14 protein-coding genes and 1 riboswitch are annotated in these 20,273 nt (G+C 45.4%); of the genes, 7 read left to right on the top strand and 7 right to left on the bottom strand.

The annotated features are described in order from the left end of the window. The first annotated feature begins 128 nt into the window (after positions 1-128). On the top strand, positions 129-320 hold the full coding sequence (locus tag MSG38_RS20665) for a hypothetical protein (protein ID WP_004735192.1): 192 nt from the start codon (positions 129-131) through the stop codon (positions 318-320). Between the two features lie 79 nt (positions 321-399). Here the strand turns inward: MSG38_RS20665 and recD are convergent, their stop codons facing one another. The 5 genes from recD to MSG38_RS20640 all read right to left on the bottom strand — a co-directional run bounded on the left by recD (position 400) and on the right by MSG38_RS20640 (position 11,233). After that, positions 400-2,610: an exodeoxyribonuclease V subunit alpha gene (gene recD / locus MSG38_RS20660; protein ID WP_248402503.1), complete on the bottom strand. Its 2,211-nt coding sequence runs from the start codon at positions 2,608-2,610 to the stop codon at positions 400-402. Next, positions 2,610-6,284, bottom strand: a complete 3,675-nt coding sequence (gene recB, locus MSG38_RS20655; RefSeq protein ID WP_248402502.1) for an exodeoxyribonuclease V subunit beta — start codon at positions 6,282-6,284, stop codon at positions 2,610-2,612. The genes recD and recB overlap by 1 nt, the downstream gene beginning before the upstream one ends. Before the next feature lie 241 nt (positions 6,285-6,525). Continuing rightward, positions 6,526-6,672, bottom strand: a complete 147-nt coding sequence (locus MSG38_RS20650; protein ID WP_248339440.1) for a hypothetical protein — start codon at positions 6,670-6,672, stop codon at positions 6,526-6,528. A gap of 6 nt (positions 6,673-6,678) precedes the next feature. Further along, positions 6,679-10,155, bottom strand: coding sequence for an exodeoxyribonuclease V subunit gamma (gene recC, locus MSG38_RS20645; RefSeq protein ID WP_248402501.1), 3,477 nt, complete (start codon positions 10,153-10,155; stop codon positions 6,679-6,681). A 127-nt stretch (positions 10,156-10,282) separates the two neighbouring features. Then, complete coding sequence (locus MSG38_RS20640; RefSeq protein WP_248402519.1) at positions 10,283-11,233, bottom strand: TDT family transporter; 951 nt, start codon at positions 11,231-11,233, stop codon at positions 10,283-10,285. 208 nt (positions 11,234-11,441) lie between these two features. On the opposite strand from MSG38_RS20640, the gene MSG38_RS20635 reads away from it, so the two are divergent. The 5 genes from MSG38_RS20635 to MSG38_RS20615 all read left to right on the top strand — a co-directional run bounded on the left by MSG38_RS20635 (position 11,442) and on the right by MSG38_RS20615 (position 15,729). Beyond that, complete coding sequence (locus tag MSG38_RS20635) at positions 11,442-12,338, top strand: LysR family transcriptional regulator (protein WP_248402500.1); 897 nt, start codon at positions 11,442-11,444, stop codon at positions 12,336-12,338. A gap of 88 nt (positions 12,339-12,426) precedes the next feature. Beyond that, positions 12,427-12,720: a YebG family protein gene (locus tag MSG38_RS20630; RefSeq protein WP_008223840.1), complete on the top strand. Its 294-nt coding sequence runs from the start codon at positions 12,427-12,429 to the stop codon at positions 12,718-12,720. 155 nt (positions 12,721-12,875) lie between these two features. Further along, positions 12,876-12,960, top strand: a riboswitch (Fluoride riboswitch). 193 nt (positions 12,961-13,153) lie between these two features. Beyond that, positions 13,154-13,846: a nitrogen fixation protein NifU gene (locus MSG38_RS20625; protein ID WP_050644397.1), complete on the top strand. Its 693-nt coding sequence runs from the start codon at positions 13,154-13,156 to the stop codon at positions 13,844-13,846. Between the two features lie 23 nt (positions 13,847-13,869). Next, entirely contained in the window at positions 13,870-14,859 is a 990-nt protein-coding gene (locus MSG38_RS20620; protein ID WP_248402499.1) for a GGGtGRT protein, read from the top strand. A 228-nt stretch (positions 14,860-15,087) separates the two neighbouring features. Then, positions 15,088-15,729 (top strand): MarC family protein, encoded by a 642-nt coding sequence (locus MSG38_RS20615; protein WP_248402498.1) that lies wholly within the window; start codon positions 15,088-15,090, stop codon positions 15,727-15,729. A 135-nt stretch (positions 15,730-15,864) separates the two neighbouring features. Here the strand turns inward: MSG38_RS20615 and MSG38_RS20610 are convergent, their stop codons facing one another. Continuing rightward, entirely contained in the window at positions 15,865-17,856 is a 1,992-nt protein-coding gene (locus MSG38_RS20610; RefSeq protein WP_248402497.1) for a bifunctional metallophosphatase/5'-nucleotidase, read from the bottom strand. Positions 17,857-18,360: 504 nt separating this feature from the next. On the opposite strand from MSG38_RS20610, the gene dapD reads away from it, so the two are divergent. Continuing rightward, positions 18,361-19,392 (top strand): 2,3,4,5-tetrahydropyridine-2,6-dicarboxylate N-succinyltransferase, encoded by a 1,032-nt coding sequence (dapD, locus tag MSG38_RS20605; protein ID WP_081231162.1) that lies wholly within the window; start codon positions 18,361-18,363, stop codon positions 19,390-19,392. A gap of 104 nt (positions 19,393-19,496) precedes the next feature. Here the strand turns inward: dapD and MSG38_RS20600 are convergent, their stop codons facing one another. Further along, positions 19,497-20,030, bottom strand: coding sequence for a DUF3332 domain-containing protein (locus MSG38_RS20600; RefSeq protein WP_048608024.1), 534 nt, complete (start codon positions 20,028-20,030; stop codon positions 19,497-19,499). Positions 20,031-20,273: the final 243 nt, after the last annotated feature.

Genomic DNA, 20,273 nt, shown 5'->3' with positions numbered 1-20,273 from the left:
TTACCATCTCGGTTGTCATATCACATGCATTGAGGTGGTCACTGCACGGATTGCTATACCCGTTGACGGTCAGCACGCTAACATTAGCTCTGCTCGTTAATATAAACAGCAAAAAGAGCAACATTGATATGAGAACCATTGTTTGTAACTCGCTGCAAAGTTTTTGGGATATGGCTGATAACCAATTCTTAGAAGGGCTAGACGTACACTGCGTATTCCCTGTTAGCGAGAATCTAAAAGAGTTTATTTTGAATTGCCAAGCAAAGTACAAGATAAACCACATATCGTTTACTCGAGCGTTTTTAAGCAAAGAGTCTTAATAACGTTCAAAGCAACCAGGGATGGTTGCTTCGTGTTTATCTAGCTTAAGTTCAAGTCCTTTCTAGCAGTAATTAACAACTAATTCGTTAAGCGACTGCCTAAACCACTCACTCGCTCTGTTTTCACCTTAATCCCACGCTTCAACACATTTGTGTCGCTGAACATCATCAGTCGTTTCTTGGCACGTGTAATACCGGTATAGATAAGCTCTCGCGTTAAAATAGGGCTGAAATCCGGCGGTAAGATCATTAAGGTCAGATCAAATTCACTACCCTGAGATTTATGTATCGTCATTGCATAAGCCGTTTCATGATCGGGCACTCGGCTTGGTAGCACAGCTTTCACGCTACCATCGGGCAACTCAAAATAGACCTTCAAGCGAGGAGTTGAATCAGGTTGGCTTGAATCCGCCTCAAGCATACAAATACCAATATCACCATTGTATAATCCCAAGCCATGATCATTTCGCGTCACCATTACAGGTCGCCCGTGATACCACAGCTCGTCGTTGTGTGGATTCACTAAACGTCTTGCGGCAAGCGCTCTTTCAATTCGGTGGTTGAGGCCTTTAACACCAAAATCACCTTCGCGAATAGAACACAGCAGTCGGCATTGACTGAACAAATCGAGTACCGATTTGGCTCTCGCTTCTTGAGTCTCTAACTCTTCCAATGGCACATTCATTCGGTTGAGATACGCACCATACTCATTAACCAAGGTACGTAGCATCAAGTTATAACTATCACTCGATAGAGGATGGTTCTCAATATCGCCAAATCCTTTGGCAAACACTTGGTCGACTTGATTTGCAGAGCCGTTATTGATTGCTTTTGCCAACTGCCCAATACCAGAACGCGCATCGAAACGGTAACTCTTCTGCAGCATACACAAACTATCTGCAATCGCCGGAGGATTAACGACTCCCGCTTTTGCCTGCTGTGTATTGGCTATCGCATCAAAGCCTGTCATCTCCGCAATCAAGTTGCCTTGTGCACTGCTGTAACCCGCAGAGTTGAATGAACAGATATCACCTAACACCGCGCCGGCTTCAACGGAAGCGAGTTGGTCTTTATCCCCCAACAAGATAAGCCTTGCGTGTTCAGGAAGTGCATCCACCAGCTTATACATCATCGACAGATCAACCATCGAAGCTTCATCTACCACCAAGATATCAAGGTGAAGTGGATTACGTCGGTTATGTCTAAACTCAGCCCGGTTAGGAATCGCACCAAGCAACCTGTGTAAAGTGCTCGATTCCGTTGGTATGTTGGCTTTTACTTCAGGTGCTAAAGGCAGTTGCTCAATCGCTTTACCAATCGATTCTGTTAAACGCGCCGCCGCTTTACCCGTTGGTGCCACTAGCTTAATCGTTGGTGTTTTACCTTGGCTTAGTGATTGCTCGACCATCGCCGACAGTAATTTGGTTACCGTGGTTGTTTTACCGGTACCCGGTCCACCAGAAATCACCGCAAAGCGGCGACTAAGTGCCACCGCTGCCGCTACTTTTTGCCAGTTCAAACATGCCGATAACGGCACCAAACTGTCTAGAGCATCTAAGTCCGTCACTTGCTTGGTTTGTACTATCGCTTGGTCGATTGCGCCCCAATCTAGAGCCTGCTCATCAACGATATCAAGGTGATCACACACCAGTTGTTGGCGTAATACCTGAGAGGTATGTTGGCTTGCTTCAGCCTTGGCTAAGGCGTTAAACAGAAAGTGATAGCTACGTGCAAAAAGCTGATTGAGCGTTTCAGTCAGCGCTTTTTTCTGATCAGTGTTGAATTCGACTGGCTTACTTAAACGGTTTAAGGTCTCAGCCAACACAACTTCGTAATTCCAATAACGTTGCAAGTAGACACGCTGCCCATCGAACATTAGCGGCTTAACACACTCATTGGTTGTCCCAACTAAATTGAACGATTGAAGTACCGCCAACCAATCAATATCTAACAACTTTTGATTCAATTGCAGGGCAGTTTCACCGTATAACCCAAGTAACTGAGCTAGATCTGCCGTTTGTTCAGCGCCTACCGTATACTGCTGAATAAGCTGAGTACAAATGTGCCCCTTGCCTAATTCATGGCTCACCACCCCAGCCAGAAAGCCGATCTCTTGAGGGTGACTCGTCGCTTGCTGCGTAATAAAACGGGCAAACTGATAATCCAACTGACGAATTGAGCCCTTATCAGCGAGGAACTTTAGTACGTCCAGAAGCTGATCAGGGAGCAGGGAAACAGGCTTAACTGAGTTCACGGTCTCTGTGCTGGTATTCGTGGTGGTCGTTGTCATTATAGAAGCCCCATCTGTCCAGTTTCATTGTCATTCAATTGTGCTGAACGTCTGTCTATCACTTTGCCGTCAATCAATTGATCCATTTCATCGAGCAAAGCCAATGTAGGTTTAGCCGAGAAAATACCTTGTTGAGATTGGCCGTCCATTCCTCTTAAAAACAAGTAATAAACCCCACCAAAATGCTGCTCATAGCTGTAATCCGCAACGCGGCTGCGTAAGAAGCGGTGCAATGCCAACGCATAGATTTGATATTGCAGATCGTAGCGGTGATCAGCCATCGCCGATTTCAGTGCTTCACCATGGTAGACGGCAACGTCATCACCTAAATGGTTCGATTTCCAGTCGAGCACGTAGTATTTACCTTGGTGCTCGAACACCAAATCGATGAAGCCTTTCAACATGCCTTGCACGGTTTGGAAACCAAGGTCACCCGCTTTTGCTGATAGCGGATCGTGATACTGAATGGTTTGATTCAATTCCGATGCGGCTAACACTTCGATCGGCAACAAGAATTCCATCTCGACTAATCGTTGCGTTGAGTCTTTCTCGCTTAGTTTTAAGTTCTTACCATCCAACGCGGTGTTCAGCACCGTATCGACAAGCTGTTGAAGCACGGGGAGCCACTCTAATTCGTATTGTTCTGATTCCAATAAGTGAGTGATTACTTGCGTGTTATGTTCGCTGGTTGCTGGCTCGGTAAATTCAACATCCTCAAACAAGGTATGTAAGAAGGTGCCCGGACGAGCGCCTCGAGGGAAGGTGAATATAGAACGTTCAGGTTCAATCAATTCCGACTCGTCTTTTTCATCAGCAGAATCAATATCAAAACCAGACACCTCAATAGTCGCGTCATGGCTCGCACCGTGACTGCCTTGCTTTACAAGCCCCGAGTAACTGGTGATACGCCAAGCTCGGTCAATTGCAGCCTTAAGTTCACTGGCCTGTAAGTCGTCACTCACTTGCTCTGTTTGCACAAAAATTTGTTCGTGAGCGGTAGGTGTTTCGGCTAACAGCACACTGAAATTCTTACCCTCAATTGCAGATAGAGCTTGGTGCAACTCGGCGATGCCTTGCTCTTGTCCGTTTTGAACCAAATAACCCATAGCACTCAAGTGAACGCCAGTTGGCTCTTTGGTTGAACGCCCTTTACGTAGCGGTGCCATACCAATAAAACAGCCATAGACCGCTCGAGTCAGCGCTACGTAAATCAAACGTAGATCTTCCGCCAATCGCTCTTTATCGGCTTGTGCTAAGGCACTGTCGCTACCAGTAATATCCAGTACTGTGGTATCTGAATCATGATCGTAGAACTTACCTTCGCTCGCTTCCCGGTAGCTCGCGACAAACGGCAAAAATACGAGGTCATATTCCAGACCTTTCGACTTATGAATAGTAACGATTTGAACCAAGTTTCTTTCTGACTCAAGGCGTTGAATGTCGTCTTCACTGCCACCTAAACCATTCTGAGCATCGGAAATCGCTTCTGCCAACCAACGCAACAAACCATAGTCACTGTCGAGCTCTTGCCTTGCTTGTTGTAGCAGTTCGCCAATGTGCATCAAATCAGTGAGTGAGCGCTCACCATTTTCTTCTTCCAGTAAGCGTTCCGCGAGATGTCGTTTGCTGATCACGCTGCGCAGCATGGGTAACACGCCGCGCTGTAGCCACAACTTACGATATTCTCTAAATTCGTTAACGACGTTTTCCCACACCACTTCATCGTTGTTGAGTTCATCCAATGATGCAGCATCCAAAGCAAACAATTCCGACGCTAAACTGGCGCGTAATGCACGATCATTTTCTGGTGTCAGCACCGCTTGCAGTAGACGTTGAATATCTTGCGCGACCAAGCTGGTAAACACACTGTCTCGGTTGGATAAATACACGCTCGCGATGCCTTGCTCAGAGAGCGCGTTCTTGATCAGGCGACCTTCACTACCGGTTCGAACCAAGACAGCAATATCACCTGCATTCACGGCATGTTGTTTTTTGCCGTTATCAAAATAGGCTTGTTGATTTTGAGATGCGGTCAGAATGGTTTGAATTTGACTCGCTGTCGCCTCGGCCATGGCTTTGTGATATTCGCCTTTTGGTAATGGCTTATCTTCAGCCTCTTGCAGCCAAAAGGTCAGTGCGTGCTGAGTTTCTCCGTTCATCACCCATTGGCGTTTATCAGCCGATGGGCTAGCAGCTACGGGCAAAAATGGAATGTCTTGGTCGTAGATAAACGGGCTATCTGAATTCATAAACACTTGGTTTACCGCACTGACCATGTCAGCACTCGAACGCCAGTTAGTGCCTAACGTATAGTGAGCACTAACTTGGTTTCTTGCCTTGATGTAAGTAAAGATATCCGCGCCACGGAAACCGTAGATAGCCTGTTTCGGGTCACCGATCATAAACAGACCGCATTGCGGGTTATCAAGGTAGATTCGGCTAAAAATACTGTATTGAAGCGGATCGGTATCTTGGAATTCATCGATCATCGCCACCGGGTAAAGCGTGCGAATTCTTTCCACCAGCAAGGATTGCTCATCGACATCAATCGACGCCGATAACTGAGTCAGCAAGTCATCAAATGATAGCCACTGCTTCTGTTGTTTCGCCTTGGCTAACATAGTTCGACAATGGGTAATCGCATGCGCCAGCAATGGAGCTTTCAAGTCGGCTGGGTGATTTAAGAAATCTTCAATCGCTTCGAAAACGGCATGCTGAGGCGCAGTGCCCTTTGGTGTTTTTTCAATTAGAGTGGCTTGAGAGAACTTCTCTAATTTATCTGGGAACTGATAATCATGGGTGTCGCTCTGTGCCCATGCTGTCACCGCTTCTAACCATGTCGGCAGAGATTTCTTAGTGTAGCTACGCTTGTTCACATCCGAGCCAGAGATCAAAGCCAAAAAGTCCGCTTCAGATTCACACCACAGCGCTTTAAGCTGCTTCACTTTGTCTAGGTTTTGATTGTGTAGAGTTTGCAGGTCGCCCGACATCGCATCTACCGTTAGCTTCAGCGGAGAGCCCGTCAGGTAACGGTTTACGTCAGCCAATAACGAAGCGGGAGAACCCCAAATATTTCGTACCTCACCAGCCAGTTGAATCGGCAACGGGTAAAACTGCTTACGCCAGTAGTCTGCTACCACTTGCGCTTTCAGATGGCTTTCATCGGTCACAAATTCATTATCAAAACGGCTTCCTGATTCAAAAGCATTTTGGGTCAACATTCGCTGACAGAAACCGTGAATGGTGTAGACCGCAGCCTCATCCATTTGTCTTTCAGCGTTAAGAAGAGTTTTAGCCGCGCCAGCATGATCATCGATGGCTTGTAACAAAGGCGCAATCACTGGGTCGTCACTTTGCCCACGTGCAAACGCAATGCGTGCATCATGAATACGAGCACGGATACGATCTCGCAGCTCTGCTGTTGCCGCTTCAGTGAAGGTCACCACCAGAATTTGGTCTACGGTTAGTGGCTCATGGTGTCGTGTGGCTTCCGTCAGATCACCTTGTGGCGCAGCTGTACCGTGCCCCAGCAGTAAGCGTAAGTACAAGCCAGCAATGGTAAATGTCTTACCCGTACCCGCCGATGCTTCAATTAAACGCGCGCCATGAAGTGGAAACGTCATGGTATCGAGTGTTTTTGGAGCGATTACCTGAACACTGCTTGTGGTCGTCATGCCTTACTGCCTTCTGATAAATGTGTTGTTACAAATGTGACCTAGCATGGAAAACGTCATTCAATTTACGTCCTACGCTAATTTGTTAATAGTTAGTGCGATCTCTCTCACGGATCAATTCGGATCGCCTCGCTACTATGCGCCCACGAGTTCAGGAGCGCGTACGAGTTTTGTACTTTACGACGTTACTTTGAACCACAGAATAATGGTCCCTCTGACCTGTGGCCGTACAGCGAACGCCCTACACTAATAATGATTTACTGGCGGCCACTTTATTTCCTGTACCTTGATTCTCTTCACCTGGAAAGTAAGCATCCCAAACGCTTACCAGCGACTCTCTTTTGCCTTTCATTAATTCAGCGCACTCGCTATTGATCTTGTCGATCACAGCCACCTACTCCTGATCTTCCAGATCGGCTGAAGCCAACCTTGCCGCCTGCAACACAAGTGTCGAGTACATACGTGATTGAGCAGCCAGTTCATCATCCCACTTAGGCCAAATTCGTGAGATGTAGGTATCTCTGCCCTCGCCCGTAAAGGCGAAGCTATCATTAAAGGTATCGGCCATTTTCTTGAGTGACTTTTCTTCGTCATCGACCCACTTACCACGGCTAAAGCCCGCTTCAACACCAGCTAATGCGGTTTTCGGGAAGTAAGGCAATGGTGCTGTCATGCCTTGATAAAACAGTCGTACTAACTCAGCTAATATACTCTTCGCTTGCTGCGCATCGCCGATAGGTTGTAGCGTTTGATGAACCACGCCCTCTTTTCTGTCATAGCCAATAATATGGGTCGTTTTTCCGTGCCCCATGACAGCGCAGGAGAGATGATCAATCCACGCAGCCAAGTAATCTTGAGAGCGTATTTTGCCGCTACGGAAACGCACCAGACCTGACTGATAGTTTTGAGTTAACCACCCCATCAAGCGAACAGGCTTACCTTCGCCTAACACGTCAAACTCGATATTCACTTCGAGATCTTGTTGCGGTGATCCGCTCACAAATCGAATCTCTTTGGCTAAGTCTTCCGCTTGAACACGGTTGGTTTCAAATTCGATATCACCAAAAGCTCCGACCGGTAATCGGCCCTGTGCTTTTTGCTCAGAGACAAACAATCGAACGGCTTTGTCTGCGCCTTCAGGGTGGTCTAGTAACACTTGCAGCAGCGCATCTTTAAGCTGGAAGCTTTCTAAGCCATTAAGCACGAACGGCTCATCGTCTTCCATTACCGGAAGCGGCGGCTCAAACACTACTTTTAGACGGCGATTAAAGAAGTATTGCACTGGCAAGCGCCAGAAACGCTGTAGCTCAACCAGATCGAGCTCCAATGGATAGGTCGCACCAAGCAAATAGTCATCCAAAGCGCGATTGAACTCACCACTGCGTTCACCTGAACGGTTAGCCGCAGGTAACCACTCTTTGGCATAACTCAATACATGGCTCGCATCACCTTGAGTAAACGCAGCGGGGCTGAACGGTGTCATGGTGTGCTCAAAGCTGATCGCTTGAGTCAGCTTGATGCCTGAATCATCGCTTGGTAGTGCTTGATCTTCACTTAAGCAATAGTTCTGTTGGCAGTACTCAATCAACTCTGAAACCAATACCGACGGCACTCGCTCAGTATTATCTTGAATCGAACGGCCGACATAACTGATGTATAAACATTCTTGCGCTGACAGCATCGCCTCTAAAAATAGATAGCGGTCATCATCACGACGAGAACGATCGCCAGGTCGTGTGCGCCCGTTCATCAGGTCAAAACCTTCTGGCGGCATTGAACGAGGGTAAACCCCATCATTCATGCCCAATAAACAGACAGTCTTAAACGGAATCGAACGCATCGGCATCAGGGTACAAAAGTTAACTTGCCCCGCTAAGAAACGCTGACTAATACGGGCGCCCGACAGTTTATTATTTAGGTACTGATAAATGATGCTTGGCGACAGTTCTTGTTCGTATAAGGCATCATCAAGCTGTTCATTCAGTTGTGAAAGTGCATCGCGAATCGATTTGAGCACCACCTCGCCTTCCAGCTCAACCGCAAAGAAATCATCAATCATTTGCAGCAAGGTTTCACGCCACATATCGATAGATTGTGTTTCAGTTAAGCGTTGACGATAATGGGCAATACGATCGATAAAGTGCGCTAATTTACCCGCAAGTTCGGCGTTAATACCCTGAACTTCATTATAAGCGGCAATCGGAGAGTGTTCAGTTTCAAACAAGCCCGCAGAGTCCGACATCGCATAGCCCAATAACATGCGCTGAATACCAAATAGCCAGGTATTTTGCTCGGTTGCAGGTAGATCAAATTCCGTTGCGGTAGAAGAGTCGACACCCCAACGGATGCCCGCTTCTTCAACCCATTGCTTGGCTTGCTCGAATTGAAACTCATCAATACCAAAGCGTGCCATCATCGCAGGAATTTCTAATAGCTCTAACAACTCAGACGCTAAACAACGCGTGTTCGGTAGCGCGACCAACTGTATGAAGGCGGTCAGAATTGGGCTTTCTTGGTCGGCGGTTCTATCTGAGATTGAATATGGGATATAACGCTCACCCGGAGCATTACCAAATACCGCCTGAATCGCTGGGCTATAAGCATTAATGTCAGACACCATCACAATGATATCGCGTGGTTTCAGTGTCGGGTCAGCATCAAACATTGCCAACAACTGATCATGAAGGACTTCAACCTCACGCATTGGGCTGTGACACGCATGTACAGTCAGAGAACGATCGCCAAGCTCAACCACCTGTTTATGGTGGCTGGAATCTAAGATGTGGTCGTCTTGATGTTCTTCTAACTGGAGAATGTCGGCTTGTAGTTGATGAAGTAGATTATCTCTCTCAACATCAATAAAAAATTCGTGCTCTTCGCTGTCTGATTGAGATAGCAAGAACAGGTTATCCCTGCCTAATTTACCCATAGACGCCAGCAAGCTATTACCGACCGCTTGGCTGGTATGCAGTTCGTCTTCAATATTAGCTTCAATGCCATCTTTCAATGGTGAGGCTTCGCCTTCAAGCTGAGGTAAACCATCAACCAGAGCAAACTGCTTGCGACGCTGTGCTTCGACTCTCGCCAAGTATTTACGGTCACGAATATCGCCCCAGTAATGCTGACAAGGGTTGGTAAACATCAAGTGCACATCAATCTGCTCACCTAGCGCTTTCAACGCATCCATATAACGAGGAGGCAGCGAAGAAATACCAAACACAAACAGACGCTTAGGTAAGCTCTGTAGCTGACCTTGTTGGTTGGCTAGCGCTTCAATAAAGTCGTGATACAAGTTACCACGGTGATATTTTGATTGGCCTTGAGACAGCGTCTGATCATAGAGCGCTTGCCACAAAATCGGTTGCCAAGGGTGCTCTTGCTGTCCCTCATCATCGATAAGTTCTGCAACGGGCTCTCCCGCTTCCCACATCGCCATCCACTCAGGTCTATACACCAAGTATCCATCGAAGATATCGGCAATTTTCTCTGCCAATTGATACAATTTAGAGTCATCTTCGTCGTTTTCAAGATAGCGCTGTAGGGGTAAGAAATCAGGGTGGTCAAGTTTCGCGGGTAACAAACTCATCAGCTTCCACGTCATCGCTTCTTTATTAAAAGCACTGCGTTTTGGTACATCAGGAAGCACTTGGGTAAACATATCCCAAATGAAGGTTGCAGGAAGTGGGAAATCAATATTTGCTGCTACGCCAAACTCTTTGGCGAGTTCCATCTTAAGCCATTGAGACATACCTGGGCTCTGAACCAAGATCTGCTCTTTTTCGAAGGGATTGGCTAAAGGGTCACTTTTGATTAAGTGAACGAGAAGGATTTTTAAAGTATCAACTTTATTGGAATGGTAAACAGTAAACAAAGTGCACTCACGCTAATCTTGCCACAATATAAAGCCAGATTAGCATAAGTGCCGTGTTTGGATTAGGAATATAAGCTTATGAAATACTGAAAACTTAAGGTCCGTTTATCTTTTGAACTAATGCGGATTACAATTTACCGTTTACCGAACTTAGAGCACGATGTGGTTTGTAATTCATGTAGTAACGAACAGCAACATAACCTACCACCAACGTAGCCACAATCAATTCAAGATACGCTAGGTTAAACACTTGGTTAATGTAATGCGCTTCAATACCTTGTGCTTGCATCCACGCAGCCAATTTAAACAAGGCTGTTGCACCAATCACGATTGGGAAGGTAAACGCTGCATAGCCAGGGCTGAATGGAAGACGAAGTAGTTTGTAAAACGCCATATAGATAATGAACGTCATCAACACCGCGATACCAAATAGCAAACCAATAATCACTGGTGAAGGGCTTGCTGTCACTGTTAGATAACCCGCCAAAGATAGGCTTGCCGGTGCCGCCATAATCGCAATCGTTGGTTTTGCTGCATCTGGCACTTCGTGAGAGAATATCAGACGGTAAACCATTATTGGTAGCATCACAGCGTAAACCAATAAACCGAATACCAAAGTCGCGTTCGCTACAGGCTCTAAAACTGGATTACCCGAGAAAGATACGTCTGCCACAATGATACCGATTGGCGGTACGAACCAGCTTGGCACCATATGGTGAATCTCAAAGTTTTTAGCTCTGTGGTACAAAAAGCTCACCAAGAACACAACGTGTAAAGCAACCGCCGCTAGCCACATCGCTTCTTGTAAAAATTGAGATACTGGCGCCAAAGACGCAGACACCACCATGCAGCCCATCGCAAATGTTGGTACCACACTACCCACTACAGGGTGAGCAAGATCTTCACGCAATAAATGGCCATGAATCAAAAATTTCACAGCTAAAACAAGAAGTAATACCGCCGCGATACCCGCACTGATCCACTGCACTAAGCCAGGAGTGTGTAAAATACCTTGTGCGACTAAAACGCCATCCCAGCACCAGCCTAAGCTTGCGATTGCTAGTGCTAACCCTGCCATGGGTGTTGGAGCTCCTGTTAATCTATATTTAATACGTTGAATCATGTCAGCCTCTCTTAAACTTAATTCACTAAACTTGTGAACTCATCAGCTTGTTGAAGCCATAATACGCTTGCGCTTCGTTAAACAATATCCAATTATATATAACAAGTGTTCATCAATACTGAACAGAATCCATTTTCACCAGCAGAGTAAAACTAGGAATCTGATGGCTAATATTTCAATTAAACAACTTAAAGTGTTCGTCACTATTACTCAGCACTCAACATTGACTGCTGCCTCTGAGGCTCTGTTTCTGTCTAAGGCCGCTGTCAGCATGGCACTAGGCGAAATGGAGAAACAACTCGGCCACTCCCTATTTGACCGGGTCAACAACCGATTAATTCTCAACCAGGAGGGACATAAGTTACTTCCATTGGCGGATGAGATATTACACCGTGCTGCTGGTATTGATGTCTTGTTCCGTGATGACCAACCTTTAAGTGGCAATCTAAAGGTCGGCGCGAGTGACACGATTGGTAATCAGGTCGCACCGTTTATTTTGTCAGGCTTTCGCGAACGAACTCAACATCAGGATCAAAGCTTGTTCATTTCAAACAGTGCATTGATCTGTCAAAAGTTGGTGGATTATGAACTTGATATCGCGCTAATTGAAGGAAAAACATTACACCCTGAACTCATTTCGAGTCAGTTTAGCAGCGATGAAATGTGTATTATTGTTAGTAATCAACATCCTCTTGTTGCCAAAGAAAAAGTGATTTTAAGCGATTTAGAAAATAGTCACTGGATCCTGCGTGAATCAGGATCAGGGACTCGTGAGTTTTTCCTTCGTGCCGTCGCACCGCGCATCGAACATTGGTATGAATCCTTTGAACTCAACACCACAGAGGCGATCATCAATTCAGTTTCCGCCAATCTTGGATTCGCATGTCTATCACGACTGGCGGCACAACGAGCGATTGATTCAGGCCGAGTAAAAGCGCTCGATGTGCCACTCGACATGAAACGACGTTTCTGGATACTGGTACACAAAGACAAATACCAGAGCCCGCTGCTGAAATCTTTCATGAGTTATTGTGAAGACTGGGCTACACATCAAGATTGAGGCCGCATAGTTAGGGCTCCAACTGGACTTTTAGCATCAGAAACTGTATAAAAAGCCAGTAAAATTTATCAAACTTAGAGGATTAACCATGGCTGTTATCGTCAAGTACGTGGTGGAACGCAACGGAGAAGAGAAAATGACTTTTACCTCTAAAGCCGAAGCCGACGCATACGACAAAATGCTGGATATGGCTGATGAGCTTTTTGAACTTTTAGGCAAAAGCGATTTAGTTGAAGATGAAGGCAAGCAAGAAGAACTTGCAATGTACCTAGCGAAGAACAAAGAAGAAGTTCTTTACGCATTAGGTGCTAAGCGTAAACCAGCTCCGAAAAAAGCCAAGAAGCTTGAAGCTGTTGAAGACGCAGAAGAAGATGCAGCGTAACTAGCTGATCGCTTTCTAAAAAACGTCAATGACGCCTCTAATCAGAGTTCGTTATTGGCGTTTTTTTATACTTATCGAAATATAATGAAGCTTGTTTATAGTCGAAATTGCTCTAAACATTCGCTTGCATGAAAGTGTGATAAAGATCTAATCTATAGCCATCAGGTGATGGGGTTCCACCTAAGCTTTTGCTTCAACCGCCCGTTCTTTCCGAACAGTGCTAATGACTCCTACAGAATCGAAAACAGGTAATACTGTTGGATGTATCGCTATTCCTCCATTTTGAAATGAACTTAGTCTATAAGACCAAGTTTCATGACGCCTTTGGATTATCGATACTCAAGATCTGTAGTGAATTAGCCGCACCTCTTCCAACACGTCCTGTTTTCTCAACGCCCTAGGTCTTCAATGACTCTAATAGTGAGAAAACATTATGCACTACTCTTCAGAAATTCAATCAATGTGCCCTATTCAAAGGGGTGATCTACACACTTCAGCACCAATTCCAGTTGAAGGCGCTATGGTTAGTCCAAAAGATGTCATCGCTATTTCTGGCTTAAGCCATGGCGTCGGCACTTGTGCACCACAACAAGGTGCAGCAAAACTAACGCTGAACGTAAAAAGCGGCATCATCGAAGAAGCACTAATCGAAACAATTGGTTGTTCAGGCATGACTCAATCAGCCGCGATGGCAGCAGAAATCCTCACCGGAAGAACTATTCTTGAAGCGCTCAATACTGACTTAGTGTGTGACGCTATTAACGTAGCCATGCGTGAAATCTTCCTGCAGTTTGTTTACGGTCGAACTCAATCAGCTTTCTCTGAAGGCGGCTTAGAAATTGGCGCTGCATTAGAAGACTTAGGTCAAACACAGCGCAGCCAAGTGGGTACCAGTTACTCAACCGCTGCAAAAGGCGTACGTTACCTAGAGCTTGCAGAAGGTTACGTAACCAAGCTTGCACTTGATGATCACAGCGAAGTGATTGGCTACGAATATCTCAACCTCGGCAAAATGATGAAGGCAATTAACCAAGGCGTGCCAGCGAATGAAGCGGCCGACCTTGCGACAGGGACCTATGGCCGCTTCGATGAAGCCGTGACCACTATTAACCCACGCCAACAGTAATTTTGCCAATTTAGAGGAAAGATATGATGAACACTCAATTTAATGAATCAGTAACTCGCGTATTGGCAGAAATGAACTTCGACTCTTTGGAGCAAGCGAACCAATACTGTTTATCACATAATGTCGACCCAAAAGCATTAGTGATGGACACTCAACCTATCGCTTTTGAAAGCGCTGCCGATGCCTATATCCTTGGCTCAGCACTGGCGCTATTTCGTAAAGCCACCAGCGCAGAACAAGCGGCAAATATTATTGGTGAAGGTCTTCAAGCATTCACCAAACCCGGCAGTGTTGCTGAACAACGCCAAGTCGGTATCGGCCATGGCGCGCTAGCCGCTCGTCTTCTCAATGAAGAGAGCCACTGCTTCGCCTTCCTTGCGGGTCACGAGTCTTTTGCTGCAGCAGAAGGTGCGATTAAAATTGCGCTAAACGTCAACAAATCACGCAAAAACCCATTGAAAGTGATCTTAAATGGCCTAGGTAAAGATGCGGCTTATCTTATCTCGCGCATCAACGGCTTCACTTACGTGCGCACTCAATACGATTACCAAACAGGTGAACTTGTTGAAACTGAACGTCGCCGCTTCTCACAAGGCCCTCGCGGCGACATCTTGTGTTACGGCGCTGATGACGTACGTGAAGGTGTGGCTATCATGCACAGAGAAGAGGTAGATGTCAGTATTACGGGTAACTCAACCAACCCTACTCGCTTCCAACACCCAGTAGCGGGTATCTACAAAGCAGAACGCACTCGCCAAGGTTTGCCATACTTCTCAGTTGCTTCAGGCGGCGGTACAGGTAGAACATTGCACCCAGATAACGTAGCAGCAGGCCCAGCGTCTTACGGCATGACCGATACCATGGGCAGAATGCACGCTGATGCTCAGTTCGCAGGTAGCTCTTCAGTTCCTGCTCACGTGGCGATGATGGGCTTCATCGGCATGGGCAACAACCCAATGGTCGGAGCGACGGTTGCATTGGCTGTAGCAGTGAGTGAATCTCAACACGCATAGCGACAAAATGAGCCCCACAATCTGCCTGTTATGTAGAGTCTGTTAGTTGAGAATCAAGCAATAACGGACGACTAAAACTCTACACCTATCACTAAAACCAAACAGCCAGCCTTATGCTGGCTGTTTTTTATTCACACTTGCTCTACTATCTATTTCTAATAATTATTTGTATCTAAGATTAAATACATTCTGCTGTCGTATTTAACTGCATATTTTCAAAGGAATAATATGAAAGAGCTCATCATTCATACCATTACCGTGTTCATGGGATTTTTCGCCATCATGAACCCTATCGCCAACACACCGATCTTTCTTGGATTAACGGGCGACAATGATAGGGAAACGGTCAAGTCTATCGCTTTCCGCTCGGTGTTCATCGCCTTTATAATCGTCAGCACCTTTGCTGTGTCGGGTAAGCTCATCTTCGACCTATTTGGTATCACGCTTTACGCGCTTCGCATCACCGGCGGGATCCTCGTGTTCTTGATTGGCTTTCACATGCTGCAAGGTGACTCAACGCACTCTAAAGCGAAAGAGAAGGTCAACTCTGACGCCCAACAAGATGCAGCGCTCAGTATCGCCGTCTCGCCATTGGCAATGCCAATATTGGCTGGCCCGGGTACCATTGCCACCGCGATGAACTTTGCCAGCACCGAAGGGATCTACGAAACCATCATCACCATCGTCGCCTTTGGTCTACTGTGTACCTTAACCTACATACTGTTTGTATTCGGCGAACGCTTCGTGAAAGCCGTTGGACCAAGTGCATTGAATGTAATTACCCGAATGATGGGTTTGATACTCGCCGTTATCGGTATGCAGATGCTGATTGAAGGGATCGAGCAAGCTCATAAAGCGCTGTTTATTTAAGCTCAGAACAACAAATTTCTGATACAAAAATAGCCAGCGATTCGCTGGCTATTTTTATTTTATTGTTAATCTATAACCTTGTATTTGAAGGCTTTAATTAACAATACATGACACTCCGATAAGAGCGTATCAATACTATTTATATTCAATCGTTGTTGTTTCAAATCCTAGCGGCTCTAATACTTTCTTATGCTCAGCCCAAGAAATAAATGATTCTGCATCAGTATTACATGCGTCACCTGAGCCTTCCGCACATGGTTTAATACCACCATCATAGTTGACGCTATATTTCTCGGTACTTCCATCGTATGTCAGGTTATTAACTTTGTAAGTTTTAAAACCATTGCCTGAAATCACAATATCTTGACGATCTGTTGATGTTAACTGAGCATCGCCTAATACATTCCAACCATCACTACCACTTGCATTATAGTTATTAACGATAACAATGTAGTTATCAGCATCGTTCATTGTCGTCCATACTGGGTTTTCTTCAGTTCCAGTATTAACCTCCAGGCTCGTCACTGAACCTGATACACCTTTCACATCTTCTGTAAACGTGTAACGCATACCCGATACATATGGGAACTTACCAGCATGAGCACCTTCCGCAAGTGTCGGCTCAATTGTGGTGTCGATAAGATTTCGAATCACTTCGCCTTTAACGGTTAAAATAGACAAGTAGTTCGAGAATGGTAATAATTCTAACGTCGCATTGCCTTCCCTGAAATCACCTGACGCGATATCCGTTCGAACACCACCAGCTCCCACCAAACCAATCTGAACATTTTTACCGGTAACCGCTGTTACCGACGGTTGATTTGCCCAATAAATCATACCTTGAGCAATCATCGGAGCAACATCTGAACCGTGCTTATCAGTTCCAGCGTCACCAGGACGACGCTCATGACCGATTTCAGTCGGTGCAGCTGCAACAACATCACCATACGCAGCTTCAAGAGCTGGCTTATAAGTTGCGTCGATACGGGTTCTTAAATCTATATCTTCATCTTTTATCGTAATTTTGTCGTTATTATCAATAAACGAAGTTACATCATCTTTATCAGAACTAATCATTTGATGCTCTCGATGAGAATCGTGATAAAACTCATCATTTGATAATAGAGTATTGTTCCCAACGCAGGAGAGAAGATTACCATTTATGTCAAATGATACATCAACGTCTCCGATAGCTTCCGCATACTGACCAGCTTGAACCACACAAGTCTTTTGTACCTTGTCTTTTTGTGGAATCATTTCGGCATAAATACCATTATTACCTTGATCAAGGTCGGTAAAGTCACCTAGTAAAGTATGAGAGTGACCGCCAACAATAATATCGATACCCGTTGTATTGGCAGCAAGCTCCTTATCGGCAGCATTCCCTATGTGTGATAGAACAATGATTTTATTCACACCCTTGGTTTTTAAATCATTTATAGTGGCTTGAGTTGCTGTAATTTGGTCACTAAATGTCACATCACCAGTTCCGGTAGCTATCGTTGGCATATCCCCCAAAACAACACCGATTACAGCGACAACTTTCTCATCATCATTTGCATCAGAAACAGAGGTAATTGCTCTTTTTTCTGAGCCTTCAAATGCAAACAATTGATAAGGGTATAAATTATCTACATTACTTAAAGACTGATCTTTTGATGTATCCATATTATTTGCTAGCACGGGAAAACTAACTGTATTGATGAACGATGCGAGCTTGTCAGTATCTAAATCGAATTCATGGTTCCCAAGTACCATTGCATCTAACCCCATCTGTGACAACAAGTCTGCGTTTGCGGCACCTTCATTTAGCTTAAAGTAAGCGGTACCTTGCCATGCGTCACCACCATGCAAGAATAACAAAGGTTCTTTGTCAGCTTTAGCACCCGCTTTGATATCATCAGCGGCTTTCAATAGGCGAGGATAACCGCCAAATTCGTTATAAACCTTCTTGCCATCAGCACCCATAGTAAAACTTGATTTTACAGGATCAAAGTTTGAGTGAGTGTCATTCACATGTGCAATGCGTAATGTCATATCGGGAACAATAATATCGTCACTGTCCGAGCCACAACCAACCATCGCTACGCCGATAGATAACACCAGTAAAGACTTAGTAAAATTCATAGAAGATCCTTTATTAATCGTTTTAATGTCGTTATGGCAGGCAATATACTGACATCTTGCAGGGTTTTAGTGATCGTTCTCTTAATTACATGTCTGGAAAGTTGAGTATTTACCCTAACTGTAGGCACAAGCGATTAATCAACAGAAGTCGAATAATTCTGATAATAAACATGGATTTATAAAGAAAGTGTGACTCACTCTATTGATACGGCTAACAAGAGGATGGACTAAAGATAAGTGTCAGGCATGGAAATGAAAGCATACTGATTGGTTAAATAAAACGCCGTAAGATTAAGAACACGGTGTAGTATCCGGATAATGAAAACTATCGCTAGAAAGACAAGCAATATCATTTTACAGACTTTATCCCAATGCGCCCTTTCATAACGAGGGCGCTCTCTTTATGATGAACGCAATTAAATTAACTTTGCTAACGGCAGCGCTTGTTATTCGAGCCGTTGTTTTGGAATAGCAAAATCAAGACTCAACACATGGAGATTCAACATGGCTTACTTTTCACTAGCCTTCGGTACGGCAACCAAAAATCGCGACAATAAAATCATTGAAGCGTTCTTCCCTAACCCACTTCTAAACCCAAGCGACGCTCTTGTAGCGGCTGTGGCAGAAGTATCAGGTTACTCTGAAGGCAACCAAGCTATCGAAATCTCTGCTGCACAAAGCGCAGAACTGGCGAAGGCATTCGCAGCAAACGATGATGCAGCTAACGCATCTTTCGCAGAAAAAGCGACAGCATCTGAGCAACCACTTGTTCTTGTTGTTCTTGCGACTGACGAGAAGCCAGCATCGGTTGCTGAAGGCTTCCTTAAGCTACAACTTATCTCTAACCGCCTAGTTCAACCGCACGGTACAGTACTAGACGGTATCTTCGGTCTACTGCACAACATCGCATGGACTAACGAAGGTCCAATCGACCTTCCTGAGCTGGCTGAGCGTCAAATCGAAGCTCGCCTAGCTGGTCGCGCTCTATCTGTAGATTGCGTAGACAAGTTCCCTAAAATGGTGGATTACGTAGTACCAACAGGTATTCGTATTGCTGATACTTCTCGTGTTCGTCTTGGCGCACATGTGGGTGAAGGCACAACAGTAATGCACGAAGGTTTCATCAACTTCAATGCTGGTACAACTGGCGTGAGCATGGTTGAAGGTCGTATCTCTGCGGGTGTTGTTGTAGGTAACGGTTCAGACATCGGCGGCGGCGCTTCTATCATGGGTACTCTGTCTGGTGGCGGTACTATGGTTATCTCTATCGGCGAAAACTGCCTACTAGGTGCAAACGCGGGTCTTGGCTTCCCAATGGGCGACCGTTGTACGGTTGAGTCTGGTCTTTACGTGACTGCGGGTACTAAGGTTCGCATGCTAGATAAAGAAGGCAACGAAGTAGAAATCATTAAAGCTCGCGACCTAGCTGGCGTTTCTGACCTTCTGTTCCGTCGTAACTCAATCACTGGCCAAATTGAATGTCTTGCGAACAAGTCTGCTGTTGAGCTAAACAGCGAGCTACACAGCAACAACTAATCTAAGCGCTAGATGCTAGATGCTAGATGCTAGATGCTAGAAAGTACGAAGCCGTTGGGGTTAAATCCAACGGCTTTTCTTTTATATAAGCAGATCAGTGTGGGTTATGCTTTCTCTGCGGCTAACTGCTCAAGAGCCTGAATAGAAGTCTCTGAAACTAGCGTGCCATCCATGTAGTAGCTGACCTTGTCACCATCACGAACGCCTGTCAGTACTGCTTTTTGACCATCGTTGTAAGTAATGTCCATACGAATGGTGTTCTCATCGATCTGCTGCATCTCACCCCATTCAATCTGACGATTGTTGAAGCCAAGTGGCGCATCTTTCAGTGAATCATCAAGGCTGTCGTTCACATCAATCATGGTATCGACTTTACTATCGAAGATGTGAGGCGCACCAGTCAATGGGTTTTTACCCGCCCAGAATTCGATCGAGTTAAATACGATGTAATCGGCTGCGGTTGTTAGTGCATAAACCGGAGCAAGCAAGAAGTTGACCCCTGCACGAGCGTAACGGTTATCCACCACCTCAACGTTGAACTTCATTAATTTACCAGTAACGGCGTTACTACCTACACACCCAGCTAACGACATGACAATCGCTGCCACTGCAACTGCTTTTGTGATTGTTGTTTTCATAGTTCCCTCTTATGCCACGATGATTGATTCAGTTTTTGCATAGCCAAACCTGCACACATACAGAAATTTTTGCCTAACAAATTGATTCCATAACATTTAGCGTAGTGGAGATTTTTAGAACAGCAAACTGCAAACGTTAATTTCTTCGCTCTGGTTCCTAAATTTCGAGAAATAAAAAAGCGCAGACCTTTCGATCTGCGCTTTTCATTTTTGCATAACCTAGCCTAGATTAATGCGGCGAGT

It is taken from the genome of Vibrio sp. 1CM24A (genome assembly GCF_023161725.1).
GTDB lineage: Bacteria > Pseudomonadota > Gammaproteobacteria > Enterobacterales > Vibrionaceae > Vibrio > Vibrio coralliirubri.
The sequence above is the reverse complement of the archived record's forward strand: the minus strand, read 5'-3'. Positions and strand labels throughout refer to the sequence as shown.

Bases quoted from the DNA above. Each gene is read 5' to 3' on its own strand.
- MSG38_RS20620 (WP_248402499.1), top strand. From the start codon at position 13,870: ATGATGAACACTCAATTTAATGAATCAGTAACTCGCGTATTGGCAGAA.
- MSG38_RS20625 (WP_050644397.1), top strand. From the start codon at position 13,154: ATGCACTACTCTTCAGAAATTCAATCAATGTGCCCTATTCAAAGGGGT.
- MSG38_RS20635 (WP_248402500.1), top strand. From the start codon at position 11,442: ATGGCTAATATTTCAATTAAACAACTTAAAGTGTTCGTCACTATTACT.
- dapD (WP_081231162.1), top strand. From the start codon at position 18,361: ATGGCTTACTTTTCACTAGCCTTCGGTACGGCAACCAAAAATCGCGAC.
- recB (WP_248402502.1), bottom strand. From the start codon at position 6,284: ATGACGACCACAAGCAGTGTTCAGGTAATCGCTCCAAAAACACTCGAT.
- MSG38_RS20615 (WP_248402498.1), top strand. From the start codon at position 15,088: ATGAAAGAGCTCATCATTCATACCATTACCGTGTTCATGGGATTTTTC.
- MSG38_RS20640 (WP_248402519.1), bottom strand. From the start codon at position 11,233: ATGGCAGGGTTAGCACTAGCAATCGCAAGCTTAGGCTGGTGCTGGGAT.
- recD (WP_248402503.1), bottom strand. From the start codon at position 2,610: ATGACAACGACCACCACGAATACCAGCACAGAGACCGTGAACTCAGTT.
- MSG38_RS20665 (WP_004735192.1), top strand. From the start codon at position 129: ATGAGAACCATTGTTTGTAACTCGCTGCAAAGTTTTTGGGATATGGCT.
- MSG38_RS20610 (WP_248402497.1), bottom strand. From the start codon at position 17,856: ATGAATTTTACTAAGTCTTTACTGGTGTTATCTATCGGCGTAGCGATG.
- MSG38_RS20600 (WP_048608024.1), bottom strand. From the start codon at position 20,030: ATGAAAACAACAATCACAAAAGCAGTTGCAGTGGCAGCGATTGTCATG.
- MSG38_RS20630 (WP_008223840.1), top strand. From the start codon at position 12,427: ATGGCTGTTATCGTCAAGTACGTGGTGGAACGCAACGGAGAAGAGAAA.